Origin of the sequence: Candidatus Seongchinamella marina (assembly GCF_026262685.1) — a bacterium.
Taxonomy (GTDB): domain Bacteria; phylum Pseudomonadota; class Gammaproteobacteria; order Pseudomonadales; family Halieaceae; genus Halioglobus; species Halioglobus marinus.
In genome coordinates, this window is the sequence record NZ_SHNP01000003.1 from 159,103 (window position 1) to 176,104 (window position 17,002).

Sequence of the window (17,002 nt, forward strand, 5' to 3'; positions counted from 1 at the left end):
TAGTGGTTCAGGTGCAGGCCGACGATAAGTGCCCTAGCAAGCACCGGTTTACCAACAGGGATAGCCAATATGGCAACACATTTCGGCGAACAGGCCATGGAGCACAGACTGGAGCTGGCCTCGCTGGCCCAACTGCTATTCAGTGACGGGAGGATAACCCGGGAGGATATGCTGCGGGTGACCAGAAACGCCCGGGTCAAGGTGCATCCGTTGATCTTTCTGGCAGAGCAAGTGCTTGAAGATCCGTCCCGTTCTGGCAGCTTGCTGGATATGGATAGCCTGCTGGCCTGGCTGAGTGAAACGACAGACCAATTGGTTTACTCCATTGACCCACTGAAAATTAATGTCACCGCCGTTGCGGATGTCATGTCCCAGGCCTTTGCTGAACGCCATCGTATCCTCGCTGTTGAAGTAAAAGATGATGAGGTATGGATAGCTTCAGCCGAGCCGTTTATACGCGGGTGGGAAGGAAATCTGGAGCATGTGCTGCGTAAGCGAATCCGTCGGGTCTTGGCCGACCCTCGCGACATTGCTCGCCACACTTCCGAGTTCTACACCATGGCGGTTTCCGTTCGCGGGGCCCGCAGTGCTGACAGTCTAGAGAACAAGCCTGGCACCTCCAACCTGCAGCAAATGCTGGAGTTGGGTTCAATGAAGGAACCCGACGCCAACGACCAGCACATTGTTAACATTGTTGACTGGCTGCTGCAGTACGCGTTTGAGCAGCGCGCCAGTGACATTCATATTGAGCCCAGGCGTGACGTGGGTAATGTCCGCTTCCGCATTGATGGCGTGCTGCACAGTGTTTACGAATTGCCACAGCAGGTCAGTGCAGCAGTCTCCAGCCGCATCAAGATCCTTGGACGCATGGATGTGGCTGAAAAGCGCAGACCTCAGGACGGTCGCTTGAAAACGCGTACCCCTGAGGGCAATGAAGTGGAGTTGCGACTGGCAACCCTGCCCACCGCATTTGGCGAAAAATTGGTAATGCGTATTTTCGATCCGGATGTACTGCAAAAAAGTTTTGAACAACTGGGCCTGGCAGAGGAAGACCTGATTCGTTGGGATGATATGACCCGGATGGGCAACGGCATCGTTTTGGTTACCGGTCCCACGGGGTCAGGTAAAACCACGACCCTTTACTCAACCCTGCGTCAGTTGGCCACTGCTCAGGTGAATGTCTGCACCATTGAGGATCCTATCGAGATGATCGAGGAGGCCTTTAACCAGATGCAGGTCAATCACGGCATCAATTTGGATTTTGCGTCCGGTGTTCGCGCCTTAATGCGCCAGGACCCCGATATCATCATGATCGGAGAGATTCGCGACCTGGAAACCGCCAACATGGCGGTGCAGGCAGCACTGACCGGTCACCTGGTGCTCTCGACCTTGCACACCAATGATTCACCCAGCTCAATCTCGCGACTACTGGAACTAGGCGTCCCCGCATACCTGTTAAAGGCCACAGTGCGAGGCATCATGTCCCAGCGCCTGGTGCGAATATTGTGCCCCAGCTGTAAAACATGGGAGCCCCTGGACATAGATGCCTGGAAGCAATTAACAGCACCGTGGCAAATCGACCCTCCGGAAAAAGTGGCAAGGCCAGGCGGTTGCAAGGAGTGCCGTGAAACAGGGTATATGGGGCGTCAGGGAATTTACGAGGTGCTTGTTAACAGTCCGGCCTTGCAGCAGGAGATTCACTCGCATTTAGAGACCGCCCGAATTCGTGAAATTGCAATGGCCGGCGGCATGAAAACATTGCGCCTTTCCGGCGCCGGCCGAGTGGCGCGGGGGCAGACGACTATTGAGGAGGTCATGCGGGTTGCTCCTGTTCTGGACGCCTGATTTGTTAGTGATCGCCGAGAATTCCTATGAGTGTTGAGACAAGCAGCTTGCCGGATCCTCTTGCAGAGCAGGCGCTGGCGGCCTGGGAAAATATTCTGGATCGGGCCGACCCGGTTCAGGCAGACAAACTGCGAGTCGCAGCTGCTGTCCGTCCGGTCAGTGAACAGCTTGCTAGAGCTCTTTCCTGTAGTGCGTTTATCGCTGAGCTCAGCAAGCGGAAGCCGGGCTTGTTGTTGGAGGTGTTGTCTGGTGATTTTATTCAGCAGTCGCTGGACGAGGCGGATTTTCACGCTCAACTGGTGGCGGCGCTGGCCTCAGAAAACCAGGACCTGGGTTCCTGTTTGCGTGGCTTCCGGCAACGTCACATGTTGCGCATTGTCTGGCGAGACTTTTGTCGCCTGGCAGATACCCGGGAAACTGTGCGAGATACCTCGTTGTTGGCGGAAGCCTGTATCACTGAAGCCCTGTCTTGCACTCAGGCTGAGCTGGAGCAACGCTTCGGTGTTCCCATCGGCAAAGACAGCGGTGAACCTCAGGAACTGATCGTTCTTGCCATGGGCAAGCTGGGAGCCAGGGAGCTCAACGTCTCATCTGACATCGACCTGATTTTCGCCTATCCAGAGGCGGGCTATACCAATAGCGAAAAACGACCCATCAGCAACGAGGAGTTCTTTATCAAGGTAGGACAGGGTGTGATCAATGCCCTGGACCAGGTAACTCCGGAGGGTTTTGTATTTCGTGTAGACATGCGATTGCGCCCCTATGGCGAGAGCGGTGCACTGGTGCATAACTTCACGGCGCTTGAAGAGTACTACCAGGATCAGGGCAGGGACTGGGAACGTTATGCACTGATCAAGGCAAACCCGGTGACCGGCGATCCGAGCGTGGCGCAGCGATTGATGCAAAGCCTGCGGCCATTTATTTATCGCCGTTACGTGGACTTCGGTGTGATTGACAGTTTGCGCGGGATGAAACAGATGATTACCGCAGAGGTCCGGCGCCGTGGGCTGCAGGACAACGTTAAACTAGGTCATGGTGGTATTCGAGAGGTTGAGTTTATTGCCCAGTGCTTTCAGCTGATTCGAGGGGGACGCGACCTGGGCTTGCAGCAGCGCGAATTGCTGCTGGTGCTGGAGGAGTGTGTCAGCCTGGGCTGCTTGCCAAGGGAGGTAGTCGATGAATTACGAGCCGCCTATTTATTTCTGCGGGATAGCGAACACGCCATACAGGGTTATCAGGATAAGCAGACACAGGAGCTGCCGGGCGACGCGCTAAGGCAGTTGGCCATGGCAACAGTCATGGGCTTTGCAAGTTGGGAGCATTACAGGGCCGCTCTACAGCAGCACCGGGACAATGTTGCCGGCCATTTTTCCGAATTGATTGCGCCGCCGGAAGAAGAGAATTGTGCAAGCGTCGATGAAGATGGCCTCGACCTGTGGGGTGAGGACATGAGTAGCGCAGCGCTGGCAACGTTGGGCTACAGCGATGCCGATGTGACCCTGCAGCGATTGCAACACTTGCGCAGCAGCAACAGGGTGACGGCGCTGCAGGTGGAGGGCAGAGAGCGACTGGAGCAGTTCATGCCGCTGCTGGTACGTGCCTGTAGCGAATCAGTTAATCCGGATCTTGCCCTTCACCGGGTGCTGCCTCTGGTGATTGCGGTGCTCCGGCGCAGTGCCTACCTGGTGCTGCTCATGGAAAATCCGCCGGCCCTGGCGGAGTTGGTTTCGCTGTGTTGCGCCAGTCCCTGGATCGCGGAGCAAATGTCGCGCAATCCGGTCTTACTGGATGAGTTTCTCGATCGGTCCAGCCTTTATAACGCCCCTGATAAAGAGGAGTTGCGCGAGCAGCTCTCCCAGCAGGTCGCGCGCCTGGCTACCGATGACCTGGAGGCGCAGATGGATGCCTTACGTTATTTCAAGGCATCGCAGGTTTTACGTGTCGCCGCTAGCGAAATTGCCGGGCGCTTGCCGGTGATGAAAGTCAGTGACAACCTGACCTGGATTGCCGAGGTGATTCTGGAACAGGTGCTTGCAGTTTCATGGGCTGACCTGGCCCGTAAACACGGTGAACCCAAGCGCCAAAGTGATGGCTCTGGTTTTGCCGTTTTCGGTTATGGCAAGCTGGGCGGGATAGAGCTGGGATACGGTTCAGATCTGGACCTGGTGTTTATCCACGAGGGTGTTCGCGGCTCTACAGATGGTGAGCGCAGCATCGACAACAGTGTTTTTTATATGCGCCTGGGACAGCGCATGATCCATATTCTCGAGACACGTATGGCCCTGGGCCAGCTGTACGAGGTAGACATGCGGCTCAGGCCGGATGGTAACTCAGGCTCCCTGGTACCTGGGGTCGATGGCTTTTCCAACTATCAGCAAAAGAGCGCCTGGACCTGGGAGCATCAGGCATTGGTGAGGGCCCGGTTTGCAGCCGGCGATCCCGCGGTGGCTGCCCGGGTAGCGCAGGTTCGTAAGGACATTCTTTGCAAGCCGCGGGAACACGCTGAGCTTGCTCGGGACGTGGTCAAAATGCGCAGGCGCATGAGCGAGCATTTGTTGAGCGAGGGCGACAACACCTTGTTCCACTTGAAACAGGGCAGTGGTGGCATTGTTGATATTGAGTTCATGGTGCAATTCGCTGTTCTGGCCTGGGCTCACAGTCATCCGGAGCTGGCGCGTTGGTCTGATAATGTTCGCATTCTCGAGGTATTGGGCAAGGAGGGCCTTTTTTCCAGCGATGAGGCCCAGGATCTTACCCAGGCGTACCTGGACTATCGAGGCGCCGCTCATCAGTTGGCCTTGCAGCAGGAGCCGACTGAGGTCAGTACAGCACAATTCAACGATCAGAGAAGCCGGGTACAGGGGCGTTGGCAGGCCTTGTTTGGTGAGATCGAGGAACAGGCGGCGAAGGCATGAATCAGTTGCCTGAAAAGATACTGGTCATCGGGCCCTCCTGGGTAGGAGATATGGTGATGTCCCAGGTGCTTTACCGGTTCTTGCAGGAGACCAGGCCAGGCGTGGTTATCGATGTTGCAGCACCGGTCTGGAGTGAGCCCATTCTTGAACGTATGCCGGAAGTGAATCAAGCCATTACCAAAGCTATCGGGCACGGAGAACTCGCACTTGGCCGGCGTTGGAAGTTGGGTCGAGGCCTGCGCGCGGAGCATTACGACCAGGCCATTATGCTGCCCAACTCGTTCAAGTCTGCCCTGGTTCCCTGGTTCGCCGGCATTCCCAGACGCACTGGCTGGCGCGGTGAAATGCGCTATGGCTTACTTAATGATATGCGCGTCTTGAGAGAGCAAGACCTGCCTTTGATGGTGCAGCAGTTTGCGGCTTTAGGTCAGGACGCCTCCGCAGTGCTTCCAGAGGTATTGCCCACCCCGAGACTAGTGGTGGATGAAATCCAGGCCAGAGAGTGTCGCGATAAGTTTGGCATCGCTGCGGATATGCCAATCCTGGCTTTGTGCCCTGGAGCAGAATTTGGCAGCGCCAAACGTTGGCCCGCCGAGTATTACGGTCAGTTGGCGAAGCAGTTTCTTGATCGCGGCTGGCAAGTGGCCTTGTTTGGCTCCATTAATGATCAGGGGGTTACGGCGCAAATTGCAGCGGCATCCGGCGCTAGCGCGCGCTGCTTTGATTTGGCGGGCCGCACCCAATTAGCTGAGGCGGTAGATATGCTGTCACTGGCCACCGCCGTGGTGAGCAATGACTCCGGGCTAATGCATATCGCAGCAGCGCTGTCACGGCCTTTGGTGGTGATATACGGAGCAACATCTCCTGGCTTTACACCGCCTCTTAACGACAACAGTAGCGTTGTGGTCAGCGCAATTAACTGCGCGCCCTGTTTCCAGCGTGAGTGCCCTCTGGGCCATCATAAGTGCATGCGTGACACCCCAGTGGGCGAGCTTACTGATAAACTAGACGCTTTATTGGCGGTAACTAGCGAGGCTTGATGCGCGTCCTGCTTGTCAAAATGTCGTCCCTGGGGGACGTGGTCCATACACTGCCGGCACTGACTGACGCTGCGGCCGCCGTTCCGGGTATACATTTCGATTGGGTTGTTGAAGAAGCCTTTGCCGAGATTCCAGCCTGGCACTCAGCGGTCGACAAGGTCATCCCTATTGCCCTGCGGCGATGGCGTAAGCGCCCGTTACGGGATTTCTCCGGCCCCGAGTGGCGTGAATGCCGCAGTCAGCTCAGGCGAAATCATTATGACGCGGTCATCGATGCCCAGGGCCTGCTCAAGAGCGCCTTCGTAGCTCGCCTGGTAAAAGCGCCCATTTACGGACTCGATAAGCATTCAGCGCGCGAACCGCTGGCCTCAGCAATTTATCAACACAAACTTGCTGTACCCGCAGACATGCACGCGGTGGAACGAACGCGTCTGTTGTTTGCCAAGGCCTTGCGCTACGAGGTTCCTGCTGAAAAAGGTGATTATGGGGTTCGTGACAACCTGGTCGGCGGGAAATCCAGTCGATCTAAAGGATTGCTCTTTTTCCATGGTACCGCCAGAGACGAAAAGCTGTGGCCAGAATCGCACTGGATTGAACTTGCTGACAAGGCTCACGAACAGGGCTATCCCGTTTGGCTGCCCTGGGGCAACGAAGAGGAGAAGGCGCGTGCTGGCCGCATTGCCAGCCAATGTCAGTCTGCCAAGGTCTTGCCTAAACTGAATCTTGTGGGCGTTGCCGGTCTGTTGCTGGAGGCCGATGGCGCTGTTGCCGTTGATACCGGGCTAGGCCATCTGGCCGCCGCATTGGATGTACCCAGCGTATCGCTCTACGGGCCGACAAGTACTCAGCTGATTGGTGCTTATGGTCGCAATCAGGTGCATATCCAGTCTGAGGTGGGTGTGAGCGACACTGCTGATCCGGTGGCGATGATGAGCGCCATTGATCCGCAGCAAGCCTGGTCCGAGTTGCAGTCTATTCTCCCGGCAGGGCACTGACGGTGCGTCTGGCCTTCTTGCTCTATAAATATTTTCCCTACGGTGGCATGCAGCGCGATTTCCGTCGCTTTGTTGAGGAAGTGCAGGCGCGCGGTCATCATTGCAGGATTTATTATATTGATTGGCAGGGCGATAAAATTCCCGCAGCGGAACATCGCAAAGTGCCTGTGTCAGCGGCCAGCAATCATCGACGCAATGAACGCTTTCTGGCCTGGGTAAACAATGACCTGGCGGCTGACCCCTTAGACGGAGTGGTCGGTTTTAATAAAATGCCGGGGCTGGACATCTATTATGCTGCGGACTCCTGTTACCTGGACAAAGCGATGAACGAGAGAGGACGCCTGTATCGCAGGGGGGGGCGCTTTCGTCATTTTGCTGACTATGAAAACGCCGTGTTTGGCAGCGCTTCCAGCACTGAGATATTGCTAATTTCCGACACTGAAAAAGCCAAGTTCAAGCATCACTACCACACGTCCGAAGCACGCATGCATATGCTGCCTCCTGGTATTTCACGGGACCGCTGTGCTGGTGCGGATGCCGCTGACCGGCGCAAGGCGATTCGTGACTCCCTGGGCATGGCTCGCTCGGAACATTTGTTATTATTTGTTGGCTCCGGCTTTATCAAGAAGGGCCTAGACAGGGCAATTCGAGCCCTGGCCAATGTTCGCGAAGCGCAGCCTCATCAGACCATACGACTGGTGGTGGTGGGTCAGGACCGGGAACGGCGTTTTCGCCGCTTGGCAAAAAAACTGGGAGTGCATGACCTGGTGCATTTTCTTGGTGGCAGGGATGATGTGGCCGAACTGTTGCTGGGAGCCGATACCCTGGTGCACCCGGCCCTGGACGAAGCAGCGGGCATTGTTTTGCTAGAGGCACTCGTCGCTGGCTTGCCGGTAATCTGCACGGATGTCTGCGGTTATGCCCACCATATTGCTGCCGCCAAGGCGGGCATGGTGTTGCGCAGTCCCTTCCTGCAGGAGGACTTGAATATAGCGGTATTGCGTTCCCTGGATGGCGTTTATCGCTCTCAATGCCGTGAGACAGGGCTGACCTACGCTCAATTGACGGACTTATACTCCATGCACAGCACGGGCGCAGCATTGATTGAGGCGGCCATTGCCCATAAACAGGAACGCGGCAATGACTAAATACTTTTTGCGGCAAGACCTGGCAACTGGCACGGACGCTCCACGAGCTGAGGCCGCTGCTGTCCTTGACTGGGCGGAGCAGTTAGCCTCCCACGCAGCGCCTGCAGATGTATACCGCAACAAAGAAGGGCGCAAGACCCTCCGTTTCAATTGGCAGGGGCGCTCATGGTTCCTGAAGCTACACAGCGGTATTGGCTGGGGCGAGATTTTCAAGAACCTGTTGCAGATGCGATTCCCTGTTTTGGGAGCCGCCAATGAATACAGTGCGATAATGGCACTGGAAAAGCTGGGCGTGGATACCCTGTCGGTGGGGGCATATGCCTCCCTGGGCGAAAATCCGGCAAGGCGTCATTCAATGATTGTTACCGAAGATCTTGTGGATACAGTCAGCCTGGAAGATTACTGTGCCAACTGGGCTAACTCACCGCCCTCTTTTCCAGTGCGCCTTAAAATCATCCGTAAGTTGGCCGACAGTGCCGGGCGTATGCATGGCGCTGGAATTAATCATCGGGATTTTTATATTTGCCATTTTCATCTCGATGAATCGACCCTGGTTAACCGGCAACCGACTTGTTATCTCATCGATTTACATCGCGCTCAAATTCGACGTCGCACGCCACGGCGTTGGCAGGTAAAGGATCTGGCGGGGTTGTATTTTTCTGCTTTGGATTGTGGCCTGACCCGGCGGGATCTGTTGCGCTTTATGCGCTGTTACACGCCCGGTGGTCTGCGGCAGGCCCAAACAGCGGATGCGGCCTTATGGCATGACGTGGAGAAGCGCGCGCTGGCACTGTACCGAAAAGAGCACGGCAGGGAACCGTCTGCTGTGGCTCCAGCAGGTAGCCTAAAAGGTGGCCTGGAAGGTGGCGTAAATGGTGGTCGAGATTAGACGAGTCCTCAGAGACAATGGCTGGGCCGGGGACCTGTCCCAGTGCCTTGCTCTAGAAGCCAATAGCATTGAGCTGTGGATGGAAAATAATACCCGAGTGATGAAACGCGATGCACACAGCTGCGTGAGTCTGCTCGAGGTGAGTGGCCACCTGTGTTACCTAAAATTTTATCGCAGTAAATCTCCACTACAATCGCTGGGCTTCCAACTGGGTTATGGCCGTGGCGTGCGCAGTTTTGATGCGGCAGGCCGCCTCGGCGCCGCTAGAGTCGTGGTACCCGAACCTCGCTGTGTGTTGCTTGTTCCTGGAGGACTGGTGCTGTTAACCGAGGGTCTTGCAAACAGCGCCGACCTGAAATCTCTTTGGTCACAGCAGCTGCCGCCCAATGAATTTCGCGATTGGTTGGTGTTGGCCGGCGAAGCCTTGGCGAAACTGCACCTCGCAGGTTTTTTTCACGGAGACTGCAAGTGGAGTAACTTCCAGTGTTGTGAGTCTGCCGTGGTATTTGTCGACCTGGAGGCTGTGGGAGTCGCCGCGCCGGGCAGTGGTGCCCAATGCCGGGACCTGGCTCGCTTTACTCTTAACGCCGAGGATATGGCGCTGTCCCCGGATGATTACGCGTTATTTCTTGATGCCTATCTGGCGGCAACGGGTTGGAGTAAGGATGAACTGCTCGCCGCAGTGCTCAAACCACTGCAGCCCCTGCGCTCCAGACATCTGGCGAAGTATGGTCCCCGGGGCCATGCGCTGGTCTGAGCGTTAGGATTCCCCGTGGTATTCGAACACGGTATTGCCGTGTAGCGTGGCAGTCTGTCGGTAGCCCAGGCTGATAATAGTGCGATCAAACCATTCACTCTGCAGCAAATCACTGCCCTTGCGCACCTCCAGAATAATGATCGGGAGACAGCGGCTAATGGTTTGCAGTGCGCCAGAGAGGGCGGCTTTTTCGTGATCTTCTACATCCAACTGGATGATTGATACGGGGCGTTCATCACCGACAACGCTGTCGATGGTGACAATACGCACGTCCTCGTCGGTGTTGGCATTGAACTCTCCTGCAACCACAAGGTGACTCTTTCCGCCCAGGCTTACACCTTGGGAATCGCGCGTGCGCATGTGCAGTGTTGCCGGAGCATCTCCCAGACCAGCGTTTTGCAACTGAACATTATTCAGCGCGTTAATGAGCGTAGTGATCTGGGCGCAGCGGTAGTTCTCCGGGTTGGGCTCGAAGGCCCAGACGAGACAGTTGCTATCGCATGCCTGAGACAGTGCCGGTAAAAAGTCGCCAAAGTAAGTGCCCGCATGAACCACATCACCGCCGCGACAATGTGCGCGCATGAATTCAATGGTCTCAGGCTCATAGGCTTCACCGCGAAGTATTTTACGGGGCGCAGTGCGATGAAGAGATGCTTCAGGGAGACAATAGCCACCGTACTGGTTGTACCAAATACGGCATTTCAGGGCGTTCAGCGCTTGATACTGTGCCGCGGGCAGTTTCTTGGGAGTGACGGTTTTTTTTTCGCGGCGCAGGGGCCGGGGCAGCAACTTCTGCAGGAAATGGCTCATCGCTGGGCCTTATTCGGAAAACTGTATCCGAAAGTATCGATATCGACCGCGTAGAGATCGGCGATGATATTTTTGGACTTCTCGCTGTAAAAATCCTGGTAGGATGCCTGTCGGCTCTGATTGATATGGGGCAGAGTGGTATCCAGCTTCAAACGGTTTGCGATAGTGGCAAAGTCTTCCGTTAGGCTCTCGAAACGGCCCACGAAGTCCATGGCCAATCTCCCGTACTCATCCTGCAGAAACAGAATTTGCGGAGTTAGCAGGGCATTGCGCATGATGTTATCTGCTGTCATCCACTGGCAGACAAAATCGTCAAAAGAATCAAAGCTGTTGATGAAGTGGGCCCAGTGCTGGTCTTCTTCACTGGCGGCCGAGCCTCCATTTTTCAAATAAGTATAGGCGGAAACGGCACGATCCCACGGGTTGCGCACGAAGGTGAATTTGAAGTACCGCTCGAACTTTTCCCGATCAAGTCGCTGGTACCAATCTGCCGGTGCATGCTCCACCGACTTTACGTTGAAGAGTCCGCGAACAATACTGCGACCGGCAGATTTGGGTACGTGAATAAAAAGTGCCTCGTATTTGTCAAAGCAGGGCTGGTAAATGGCTCTTCCGCGCAGGATGCGATCGATATGCCGTTGCTGGTATTGCGGCGCATAGGATAACAACATATTTCGCTCGCTAGCGGGGATCATGCGCCAAAGCATTTTGGTGAGCAGGTTCATAGAAGTTTTCCTTTTGCTCGCAAGCGTCGCATCGCCCACTGGTAGGCCTCAGTGGCGACAAGGTGTGCTTCCGGATCCGCAAGATTATGCATCTCCCGACGCCAATGGCTGAAAAACCGCATGCGATCGGTATTGCTGATATCGGCTGGCGTTAACATGTTCAATTGCATTAAGTTGCGCAAGATATCGCGTCCAGCGGGGGGCTGGCGTTGCCGGTTACGCTCATTGTCAATCAGGGAGAAGTGGAAAGCACTTCCCTCACGGTGGGCGAGTACATTGCTGGTGCGCAAATCACCGTGAGTAAAGCCAGCGTGGTGCATGCGACCAATGAAGCTGCCAAGACCGAACAAGAGGTTGCGTCGCAAAGACAGCGATTCGCCCTGCCGGTCGACCAGTGTCTCGCGCAACCACGCGGTGACGCCTTGTCCTGGAACTGCACTGCTGAAAAGGTATTCACTTCCGCCAGCGATTGATCCCCATGCCAGGTTCACCGGCGCCGGAAAGCTTGCTGCACGCAGAGCCTCATTGTTCCGCCTGGCGCGGTAAGCGCGGCTGCCTTTTACCCGGGCTTTTACTGTCTCAAGCGGACTGCGCTTCAAAAACTCTTTGTAATAGACCTGGGTGTGCTGATCTACCGCAACTCTGGCATTTATTGAACTGCCAACCATGCTCCAGCCATCGGGCATTTCATGCCGTGCCAGACTCTGCGCAAGTTGCTCGAAGTGTTCGCTGTTGGTGGCGATGTCAGTAATAGCAGTAATCTCTAAGTGTACCGTCGGAGCTGGCCTCTTAATCGCTTGCCGATGGTAGCTGAACAATGACTACGCGACCTTTATTTCCGCCGCCGAAGCTGCGCTGTTCAGTGAGCGTATTTTTTTGTAGAAAATTTCGCCAGAGTTCTTCCCGCTGGGACTTGATGTACATTACCAGATAGTCCTCGTCTTGCCATAGTTGGGGAGTTTCCAATAGAGATCCGAGTGAGAAGCGTTTCGCCTGAATTGCCTCCCAGTTAAATTCGCGACCGCTGAAATAAGCGATGTATTTTTCATTACTGGCCAGGGATGCGTCTTTGGGTGTGTTTTGCACAACCCACTCGGTGGCATCCTTAATAAAAATTTTGTCCCTATCGCCATTATGTAAGGTATCGGCAGACATACCCGCCAGCAGAGCAATTACCAGCAATTTTTTCCATCCCCCGCTTTGCCACAGAGCGCCGAGAATAAAGGGCAGGTAGAGCAACAGGAATATAACAACCTGCATGCTGTAGCGTTCCAGCATGAAGCGGTTAATGAGGATAAAGACAGCCAGGTAGCCGACCGCTATCACCAGGTGAGCACGCAGAATAACCCTGTCATCGGGACGAAAATGACGATGTAGGCGAGCCTGTGCGCCCCAGGCAAGCGTTATTACCCAGGGCCAGGACAAGGCTCTGCAGACGTTAAGTAGCAGTACGATTGCCAGGCCTGCGGCAGCTGCCCAGCTCGCGTCTTCCCGGGAGGTAAATTGCAGCAATGTCCCTGCCGTTTGCTGGGCGACAGCGCTGAATTGTTCGGGAAAGTTTTTCAAGCCGTCGAAGTAGTAGGCAATGCCTGGGAACAGGAGCGCAGCGTCGGTTTGCTGGCTGCGATAGATCATGAATGCAGCTGTTACCAGAGCCAGGGTCGTCAGTTGGGGCATTAGTAATAACAGGCAATGTCGCAGGCGATGCTCCAGATTGCGGGTAAATAGCAATGCGAAGGGCGCCATAATCGCGAAAAACAGGCCTTCAAAGCGGAAGGTGCAAGCAAGCATGACGTAAAGAAACCACCGCAGTCGCAGGACCAGCGAGGGTTGGCGCAGGTAAAGCAGTAACTCCCTGAGGGCTAACATAAGTAGTGCCCAGTAAACCGGGTCGCGCATGATGGAGCTGCGCATGTGGTTCAACCACGGGTGGGAAAGCACCACGACCGCCGCTATTATTTGTACGGTTCGGTTGCCGCCCAATAAACGAACAGTGGCGACAAAGCTTGTGCATAAAATGGCATAAGCCACTGCCGCAATGGCGAGGCCGGTGTGAAGTAGAGACAAGCCCGTCAATTGATGCACCAGCGCGATACACACAGAAAGGATTGGCCTGCCATGTACCTGCTGTGCTGCAGCCAAGCCTCCCTGCAGGTAGGCATCTGCAGAACGCAGGTATATGATAGCGTCGCGATTAATGAGCGGGTCTAGCCACACAAGCCAGGCTGACAGCAACAAGCTGACGGCGATAACCCATCGGTATTGGAGAGGGGGCTGTGAACTGGCAGCGGGGTGTGTTTGCACGTAATAAACTCTGGCTTACGGCTAGTTTAACGCTCTGATCGCAGTCAGGCCAGCGCCTATCGGAGAGAGGAAATCTGTTTGATTCAAAAAGTGTTGATTACCGGGGCCGCAGGCCAGCTGGGTCGGGAATTGTTGCGCACAATGCCTGAGGGTGTTGAGTGTATAGCGGCTACTCGAGAGATACTGGATATCGCTGATGCGGCTCAGGTACGGGCACTTGTCCGGAGGGAGCGCCCGGGCTTAATTATCAATGCCGCCGCTTACACAGCGGTGGATAAAGCAGAGTCAGAGCAGGAATTGGCTGCGGCGATTAATGTCAATGGTGCTGCCAATCTGGCAACAGCCTGCGCTGAGAACGAGTCGCGACTGATCCATGTTTCTACAGATTTTGTGTTTGATGGCACCTCTTCTACCCCCTATCTTCCCGATGCACCAACATCGCCACTGGGCGAGTATGGGCGCAGTAAGCTTGCGGGAGAGCAAGCTGTTGTCGCAGGCCTACCCTCTGCCCTCATTATGAGAACCGCCTGGGTGTACTCAGCCTTTGGTGGGAATTTTGTGAAAACCATGCTGAGATTGATGGCTGAGAGGGAGGAACTGTCCGTGGTCGCAGATCAGGTGGGAACGCCCACCTGGGCCCGGGGCTTGGCGGATGCTCTATGGCTGGCTGCTGACCAATCTGATTTGCAGGGGTTATACCATTGGACTGACGCGGGTGTTTGCAGTTGGTACGATTTTGCCGTGGCGATTGCCGAAGAAGCGCTTGAAATCGGCTTGTTACAGCGCATGCCGCGTATTCACCCCATTCCCGGTAGCGCCTATCCGACGCCGGCGGCTCGGCCCGCGTTTAGTGTGCTGGATAAAAACAGTACCTGGGCGGTGCTGAAAACAGAGAGGCTGCACTGGAGATCTCAGTTACGGTCTATGCTTAAAGAATTAAAGGAGTCATCGTTTGAGTAAGTCCCTTCTGGTCACCGGCGCTGCCGGATTTATCGGCGCCAACTTTGTGCATTATTGGCGCAGCCAATATCCCGATGATCGCATCGTCGCCTTTGATGCTCTGACCTATGCCGGCAATCGTGCCAATCTGGCGTCACTGGAAGGTACTGACGGGTTTTATTTTGTGCACGCGGATATCTGTGATTACGACACGGTATTGGCGACATTGCGCGAGCATGCCGTAGATACCCTGGTGCACTTTGCTGCCGAGAGCCATGTGGATCGTTCTATCACCGGCCCTGATGCCTTTATCGAAACCAACGTCGTGGGCACCCACAGCCTGCTCAAGGCTGCCAGGGAATATTGGCTGGGGGGCGAGGCGAAATTGCCGCACCGTTTCCATCATGTGTCCACCGATGAGGTTTATGGTTCCCTGGCGTCTGATGCGCCAGGCTTTTATGAAGAACAGAAATACGAACCCAACTCGCCCTACTCGGCGAGCAAAGCGGCTTCAGATCATTTGGTGCGCGCGTATCTTCATACCTATGGTCTGCAGGTCACTACTAGTAATTGTTCTAACAATTATGGGCCTTATCATTTCCCGGAGAAGCTGGTGCCCTTGTGCCTGACCAATATTCTGCGGGGTCTGCCCCTGCCGGTTTATGGTGACGGTAGTAATATCCGTGACTGGCTGTTTGTGGCCGATCACTGCCGGGGGATCGAAAAAGTTCTGTTGGACGGTGTGGTGGGCGAGACTTATAACATCGGCGGTAATAACGAATGGAACAATCTTGATATCGTGCATCTGTTGTGTGAACAGATGGACGCACGTTTTGCGGCCGACAGCAGCCTCGCCCAGCGTTTCCCTGATTCTCCCTGTGCCGGTGATGGCAGTGCCCGAGATCTGATTATTTTTGTTGAGGACAGGGCCGGTCACGATTGGCGCTACGCCATCGATGCCAGCAAAATTAGCAGCGAATTGGGCTATGAGCCGGCAGAAACCTTTGAAACAGGTTTAAGTAAGACGCTGGACTGGTACCTTGCCAACGAGGACTGGTGGCGGCCGCTACTCTAGTCAGTCCAGCAAGGGCGCTTGTGTAAACGCCAGGCCCTGTGCATCTTTGCCAGAGACTTGAGGGGTTTCGCCCTCAGGCACTGGCCAGTCGATACCTACCTGAGGGTCATCCCAGGCCAGCGATATTTCACTTTCCGGGTGATACACATCGGTACATTTGTATTGGAAGTCGGCAACGTCGGTGAGCACGTAAAAGCCGTGGGCGAATCCCGCCGGGACCCAGAGCATTTGATGATTTTCGGCGCTCAAGGTGGCGCCATACCAATGGCCCAGAGTGGGTGAATCCTTGCGCATATCGACCACCGCATCGAATACAGCTCCGGCTGTGACCCTTACCAACTTGCCCTGGGTATGTTCGGTCTGGTAGTGCAGGCCGCGTAGAATACCCCTGGCCGAACGGCTGTGATTGTCCTGCACAAAATGCATGTCGAAGCCTTCGTTGGCAAACGTAGTCGCGCTCCAGCTTTCCATAAAGAAGCCGCGTTCATCGCCAAAAACTTTGGGTGTCAGCAGATAGACGCCCTGCAGCGGAGTCGCCTCAAACTTCATGGAAAACTACACCGTCGTCGTTGAGCAGGCCTTTGAGATAATGTCCGTAGCCGCTTTTCTCTAGCGGTGCGGCCAGGGCCAGCAGCTGTTCGGCATTGATGTAACCCATGCGGAAGGCGACCTCTTCAGGGCAGGCAATCTTCAAGCCCTGGCGCTCCTCCACCACGCGCACGAAGTTGGCCGCATCAAGCAGGGAATTGTGGGTGCCCGTATCCAGCCAGGCGCTGCCGCGGCTCATGACTTCCACGTTGAGTTTGCCGCGCTCCATATAAACCTTGTTGACGTCGGTAATTTCCAGCTCTCCCCGGGGGGATGGCGCGATGGACTTAGCTACATCTACCACGTCGTTGTCGTAAAAGTAGAGTCCGGTCACCGCGTAATGGGACTTTGGCTGCGCAGGCTTTTCCTCGATATCCTGAGCGACGCCTTCGGCGTCAAAGGAAACTACGCCGTAGCGCTCGGGATCCTGTACATAGTAGGCAAATACGGAGGCACCGGCTTCCCGCTGGGCAGCATTTTGCAGTTTTACGGTGAATCCGCCGCCGTAGAAGATGTTGTCTCCCAAAACCAGGGAGACCTTGTCGCCACCAATAAAGTCCTCACCCAATATAAAAGCCTGGGCCAGGCCGTCTGGGCTGGGTTGCACTGTGTAACTGATGTTAATGCCCCAGCGTGAGCCGTCCCCCAACAGGTCGGCAAAGGCCGCCTGGTCTCTGGGCGTGGTTATTACCAGTATGTCGCGGATACCTGCCAGCATCAGCGTGGCCAGGGGGTAGTAGATCATCGGTTTGTCGTAGATCGGCATTAATTGCTTGGATACGGTGCTGGTGAGCGGGTGCAGGCGAGTGCCTGAACCGCCAGCGAGAATGATGCCTTTATAGGCGGATTTGGCGGCTAAGTTGCTCATGCAGTGAAGATTCCAAGGGTAGGGCCAATAATTATAGCGGGAAAGGGAATGATTTGACGATAACCGGAATTCACACCGGGCCCCCAAAAGGGGTGGATTTTTGA

At 55.3% G+C, this 17,002-nt stretch carries 15 protein-coding genes; 9 read left to right on the forward strand and 6 right to left on the reverse strand.

Translation table 11 applies throughout. The annotated features are described in order from the left end of the window. Window positions 1–69: 69 nt before the first annotated feature. Genes tfpB through EYC87_RS09145 form a run of 7 tightly spaced genes read left to right on the forward strand, consistent with a single transcriptional unit; the run spans window position 70 to window position 9,589 of the window. Window positions 70–1,845, forward strand: a complete 1,776-nt coding sequence (gene tfpB / locus EYC87_RS09115) for a type IV pilus assembly ATPase TfpB (protein ID WP_279252597.1) — start codon at window positions 70–72, stop codon at window positions 1,843–1,845. 26 nt (window positions 1,846–1,871) lie between these two features. Continuing rightward, window positions 1,872–4,760 (forward strand): bifunctional [glutamate--ammonia ligase]-adenylyl-L-tyrosine phosphorylase/[glutamate--ammonia-ligase] adenylyltransferase, encoded by a 2,889-nt coding sequence (gene glnE / locus EYC87_RS09120; protein ID WP_279252598.1) that lies wholly within the window; start codon window positions 1,872–1,874, stop codon window positions 4,758–4,760. Then, entirely contained in the window at window positions 4,757–5,800 is a 1,044-nt protein-coding gene (gene waaF, locus EYC87_RS09125; protein ID WP_279252599.1) for a lipopolysaccharide heptosyltransferase II, read from the forward strand. The genes glnE and waaF overlap by 4 nt, the downstream gene beginning before the upstream one ends. Next, entirely contained in the window at window positions 5,800–6,795 is a 996-nt protein-coding gene (waaC, locus tag EYC87_RS09130) for a lipopolysaccharide heptosyltransferase I (RefSeq protein WP_279252600.1), read from the forward strand. Before waaF ends, waaC begins: the two co-directional genes overlap by 1 nt. A gap of 2 nt (window positions 6,796–6,797) precedes the next feature. Next, on the forward strand, window positions 6,798–7,943 hold the full coding sequence (locus EYC87_RS09135) for a glycosyltransferase family 4 protein (protein WP_279252601.1): 1,146 nt from the start codon (window positions 6,798–6,800) through the stop codon (window positions 7,941–7,943). Further along, complete coding sequence (rfaP, locus tag EYC87_RS09140; RefSeq protein ID WP_279252602.1) at window positions 7,936–8,832, forward strand: lipopolysaccharide core heptose(I) kinase RfaP; 897 nt, start codon at window positions 7,936–7,938, stop codon at window positions 8,830–8,832. The genes EYC87_RS09135 and rfaP overlap by 8 nt, the downstream gene beginning before the upstream one ends. Then, on the forward strand, window positions 8,816–9,589 hold the full coding sequence (locus tag EYC87_RS09145; protein WP_279252603.1) for a lipopolysaccharide kinase InaA family protein: 774 nt from the start codon (window positions 8,816–8,818) through the stop codon (window positions 9,587–9,589). Before rfaP ends, EYC87_RS09145 begins: the two co-directional genes overlap by 17 nt. A 3-nt stretch (window positions 9,590–9,592) precedes the next feature. On the opposite strand, the gene EYC87_RS09150 is transcribed toward EYC87_RS09145, so the two are convergent. Genes EYC87_RS09150 through EYC87_RS09165 form a run of 4 tightly spaced genes read right to left on the reverse strand, consistent with a single transcriptional unit; the run spans window position 9,593 to window position 13,428 of the window. Beyond that, entirely contained in the window at window positions 9,593–10,399 is an 807-nt protein-coding gene (locus EYC87_RS09150; RefSeq protein ID WP_279252604.1) for an FkbM family methyltransferase, read from the reverse strand. After that, window positions 10,396–11,124, reverse strand: coding sequence for a sulfotransferase family 2 domain-containing protein (locus EYC87_RS09155; RefSeq protein ID WP_279252605.1), 729 nt, complete (start codon window positions 11,122–11,124; stop codon window positions 10,396–10,398). Before EYC87_RS09155 ends, EYC87_RS09150 begins: the two co-directional genes overlap by 4 nt. After that, window positions 11,121–11,942 (reverse strand): lipopolysaccharide kinase InaA family protein, encoded by an 822-nt coding sequence (locus EYC87_RS09160; protein ID WP_279252606.1) that lies wholly within the window; start codon window positions 11,940–11,942, stop codon window positions 11,121–11,123. Before EYC87_RS09160 ends, EYC87_RS09155 begins: the two co-directional genes overlap by 4 nt. Further along, window positions 11,914–13,428 (reverse strand): hypothetical protein, encoded by a 1,515-nt coding sequence (locus EYC87_RS09165; protein WP_279252607.1) that lies wholly within the window; start codon window positions 13,426–13,428, stop codon window positions 11,914–11,916. The genes EYC87_RS09160 and EYC87_RS09165 overlap by 29 nt, the downstream gene beginning before the upstream one ends. Before the next feature lie 78 nt (window positions 13,429–13,506). On the opposite strand from EYC87_RS09165, the gene rfbD reads away from it, so the two are divergent. Together rfbD and rfbB are read left to right on the forward strand one after the other, a co-directional pair. After that, window positions 13,507–14,388 carry a dTDP-4-dehydrorhamnose reductase gene (gene rfbD, locus EYC87_RS09170; protein ID WP_279252608.1) on the forward strand — a complete coding sequence of 294 codons (882 nt, stop codon included), beginning with the start codon at window positions 13,507–13,509 and terminating at the stop codon, window positions 14,386–14,388. Further along, window positions 14,381–15,442 carry a dTDP-glucose 4,6-dehydratase gene (rfbB, locus tag EYC87_RS09175; RefSeq protein ID WP_279252609.1) on the forward strand — a complete coding sequence of 354 codons (1,062 nt, stop codon included), beginning with the start codon at window positions 14,381–14,383 and terminating at the stop codon, window positions 15,440–15,442. The genes rfbD and rfbB overlap by 8 nt, the downstream gene beginning before the upstream one ends. On the opposite strand, the gene rfbC is transcribed toward rfbB, so the two are convergent. Beyond that, window positions 15,443–15,991 carry a dTDP-4-dehydrorhamnose 3,5-epimerase gene (gene rfbC, locus EYC87_RS09180; RefSeq protein WP_279252610.1) on the reverse strand — a complete coding sequence of 183 codons (549 nt, stop codon included), beginning with the start codon at window positions 15,989–15,991 and terminating at the stop codon, window positions 15,443–15,445. After that, window positions 15,981–16,898, reverse strand: coding sequence for a glucose-1-phosphate thymidylyltransferase RfbA (gene rfbA, locus EYC87_RS09185; protein WP_279252611.1), 918 nt, complete (start codon window positions 16,896–16,898; stop codon window positions 15,981–15,983). The genes rfbC and rfbA overlap by 11 nt, the downstream gene beginning before the upstream one ends. Window positions 16,899–17,002 lie beyond the last annotated feature (104 nt).

Coding starts and splice junctions, on each gene's coding strand:
- tfpB (WP_279252597.1), top strand. CDS start 70: ATGGCAACACATTTCGGCGAACAGGCCATGGAGCACAGACTGGAGCTG.
- EYC87_RS09155 (WP_279252605.1), bottom strand. CDS start 11,124: ATGAACCTGCTCACCAAAATGCTTTGGCGCATGATCCCCGCTAGCGAG.
- rfaP (WP_279252602.1), top strand. CDS start 7,936: ATGACTAAATACTTTTTGCGGCAAGACCTGGCAACTGGCACGGACGCT.
- rfbC (WP_279252610.1), bottom strand. CDS start 15,991: ATGAAGTTTGAGGCGACTCCGCTGCAGGGCGTCTATCTGCTGACACCC.
- EYC87_RS09150 (WP_279252604.1), bottom strand. CDS start 10,399: ATGAGCCATTTCCTGCAGAAGTTGCTGCCCCGGCCCCTGCGCCGCGAA.
- waaF (WP_279252599.1), top strand. CDS start 4,757: ATGAATCAGTTGCCTGAAAAGATACTGGTCATCGGGCCCTCCTGGGTA.
- rfbA (WP_279252611.1), bottom strand. CDS start 16,898: ATGAGCAACTTAGCCGCCAAATCCGCCTATAAAGGCATCATTCTCGCT.
- EYC87_RS09145 (WP_279252603.1), top strand. CDS start 8,816: ATGGTGGTCGAGATTAGACGAGTCCTCAGAGACAATGGCTGGGCCGGG.
- glnE (WP_279252598.1), top strand. CDS start 1,872: ATGAGTGTTGAGACAAGCAGCTTGCCGGATCCTCTTGCAGAGCAGGCG.
- waaC (WP_279252600.1), top strand. CDS start 5,800: ATGCGCGTCCTGCTTGTCAAAATGTCGTCCCTGGGGGACGTGGTCCAT.